Below are 2,659 nucleotides of genomic sequence, written 5' to 3'. Positions count from 1 at the left end.
CGACGACCACCTGCGTTCCGCGCGTGCGGAGGCGTGCGATCGCCTCCGTCAGGTGCGAGACGGAGGTCGACACCGGCACGCGGTGCGTGATGTCGTTCCCGCCGACGACGATGACCGCGACGTCGGGTTCGTACTCGTCCGGCAGCTCATCGAGCTGCTCGCGGAGCGCCGATGACTCGGATCCGACGACCGCCACCGTGCGCAGGCGCACGGGTCGCCGCGCCCTGTTCGCGAGGCCCTTGGCGATGCGCGCCCCGAGCGTCTCCTTGCGTCGCGTCGCGCCGAGACCGGCGGCGATCGAGTCACCGAGGATCAGTAGTTCCAGCGGCTCGCCGTCGAGCTTGCGCCGCCACACCCGGTCCGCCTCGAGGGCATCCTCCCCCAGCGGCTTCCCGATCACGCGGCGGGCGTACGCCGCCTGCCGCGTCAGCGCGATGCGGACGACCACCATCGACGATACGACCGCCCCCGCGGCGGTCATCCCGACCACGACGCCCGTCCCGGCCCTGCTCATGCGCCGATTCGACCGGGTCGACGTGAACCCGGGCTGACGCCGCGGTGAACGGATGCGGCCAGACGCCTCACTCGAGCGGTTTGACCTCGAGGTCATCGATGTGCGCCCCGACGGTCACCGCCGCGAAGTGGGAGTACCCGTCCGCGGCAGCCCGCTCCAGCAGCGTCTTGAGGTTCCTCGGTCGCTGTTCGAGCCGCACCCGCTGACCGCGACGGATGAACGCGGCCTTCAGCGCGGCGAGCTCGGCGACCGGCACATCCCGGTCGTGCACGAGCACGATCGCCGGGGCCACCTGGCCGACCTGGTCCGCGACGAGGTCGACGATGCGCTCGAAGCCGATCGAGAAGCCGACGGCCGGCACCTCCTGTCCGAGGAAGCGTCCGATCATGCCGTCGTAGCGTCCGCCGCCGCCGAGCGAGTAGGGCACCGACGGGTGCGCGACCTCGAAGATGGTGCCGGTGTAGTACCCCATCCCCCGCACGAGGAACGGATCGAACGTCAGCGGCACACCGGCGCCGCGCGCGGCGGCGACAGCCGCGCCGATCTCACCGAGCGCAGCGACCGCCTCCCCATCCAGCCCCGCGGGCAGCGCGGCGCGGATCGCCTCGACGCCGAACCCGGATGTCTCTTCTGGCTCGCGCGAAAGGAAATCCGCGAAGGCCTCGACGGCCGCGAGCGCCCCGGAGCGCTCGAGCAACTCGGTACGGACCCCTTCCGGGCCGATCTTGTCGAGCTTGTCGATCGTGATGAGTACGCTCGGGCGCTCCTCGACAGGAAAGCCGAAGTGCTCGAGCATGGCATCGAGCAGACGCCGGTCGTTGATGCGCACCGAGCCGCCCTCGAGTCCGAGGGCGTCGAGGGTGTCCAGCGTCGCGGTGATCAGCTCCACCTCGGCACGGGTGGACGCATCCCCGATGATGTCGATGTCGCACTGCATGAACTGCCGATAGCGCCCCTTCTGCGGTCGTTCGGCTCGCCACACGGGCGCGATCTGCACCGCCCGGAAGATCGTGGGGAGCTGCCCGCGGTTGGTCGCATAGAAGCGCGCCAGGGGAACGGTGAGGTCGTAGCGGAGCCCGAGATCGGTGAGCGCCGCGGGGTCTTCGGCCGCCGCCGCGATCGCTTCGGCATTCAGCCCGCGCTTGAGCACGTTGAAGGCGAGCTTCTCGTTGTCGCCGCCGATGCCGGCATGCAGGCGCGCGTACTCCTCCATGACCGGGGTCTCGATCTCGTCGAAGCCGTGGGCGCGGTAGCGCTCCCGGATGACGGCGAGCACTCGCTCGCGGCGGGCCTTGTCTGCGGGGAGGAAGTCGCGCATGCCGCGCGGCGGGTTCACGGATGCCACCCGGCTATTGTTCCAGGTCGGCCGCCCCACCCTCTGCCGCACGCACGTCTGCGGTGAGCCCTCGCAGGCGCTCACGCAGGGCCCGCTCCGCATCCCAGCCGTTCTCGCGGGCCAGGGCGACGAGCGCGAGCAGCGCGTCGCCGAGGTCGTGCTCGGACTCGGGTCGTTTCGTCTCGGTCGCTCCGCTCCCTCGCTCAACGACCGGGGGGACGCTCGCTCCGCTCCCTCGCTCAACGACCGGCGGGGGGACGTGGGCTCCGCTCCCTCGCGGGGCGACGGGGGCGTCGGGGTCGCCGTCGGTCGCTCCGCGAGCGAAGCGAGACGAAACGCCCACGCCCACCTGCGCGGCCCTGCCGACGAGCTTCTGCGCGAGCGCGAGCGACGGCATGTGGTGCGATACTCCGTCCAGAACGGACTGCCGCTCGTGCTTCTCGGCCGCCTTCGCGGCGTTCCAGTGCACGAGGACCTCTTCCGGGGTGTTCGCCACGGCACCGGCGAACACATGAGGGTGCCGGCGCACCATCTTCTCCGTCAGTCCCCGGGCGACGTCGTCGATGTCGAAGGGGTCGTCGGCATCCCTCGAGGCGATCTCGGCGTGCAACAGCACCTGCCACAGGAGGTCGCCGAGTTCCTCCCGCATCTCCGCTCGAGGGCCCGCCTCGATCGCGTCGATGAGCTCGGCGCTCTCCTCCACGAGGTACGGCACGAGTGCGCGATGGTCGATCTGCTGCGTCCAGACGCACCGGTCCCGCACCGCGCGCATCGTGTCGGCGGCTTGTCGGAGCGGATCGCTCAGGCGG

Annotated in this window: 3 protein-coding genes; all 3 read right to left on the bottom strand. The window is 71.0% G+C overall.

Going from position 1 to position 2,659, the window contains the following annotated elements; genetic code table 11:
- Window positions 1–514, bottom strand: a 514-nt coding sequence (locus tag B4E30_RS00480) for a GDSL-type esterase/lipase family protein (protein ID WP_286793027.1), incomplete at its 3' end; no start/stop codon positions are given.
- A 67-nt stretch (window positions 515–581) separates the two neighbouring features.
- Window positions 582–1,832 carry a histidine--tRNA ligase gene (hisS, locus tag B4E30_RS00475; protein ID WP_286793029.1) on the bottom strand — a complete coding sequence of 417 codons (1,251 nt, stop codon included), beginning with the start codon at window positions 1,830–1,832 and terminating at the stop codon, window positions 582–584.
- Between the two features lie 31 nt (window positions 1,833–1,863).
- Window positions 1,864–2,655 (bottom strand): MazG nucleotide pyrophosphohydrolase domain-containing protein, encoded by a 792-nt coding sequence (locus B4E30_RS00470; protein ID WP_349676936.1) that lies wholly within the window; start codon window positions 2,653–2,655, stop codon window positions 1,864–1,866.
- Window positions 2,656–2,659 lie beyond the last annotated feature (4 nt).

The organism is Microbacterium sp. UBA3394, from assembly GCF_002358725.1.
Taxonomy (GTDB): Bacteria; Actinomycetota; Actinomycetes; order Actinomycetales; family Microbacteriaceae; genus Microbacterium; species Microbacterium luteum.
The sequence above is the reverse complement of the archived record's forward strand: the minus strand, read 5'-3'. Positions and strand labels throughout refer to the sequence as shown.

Bases quoted from the DNA above. Each gene is read 5' to 3' on its own strand.
- hisS (WP_286793029.1), bottom strand. From the start codon at position 1,832: ATGCGCGACTTCCTCCCCGCAGACAAGGCCCGCCGCGAGCGAGTGCTC.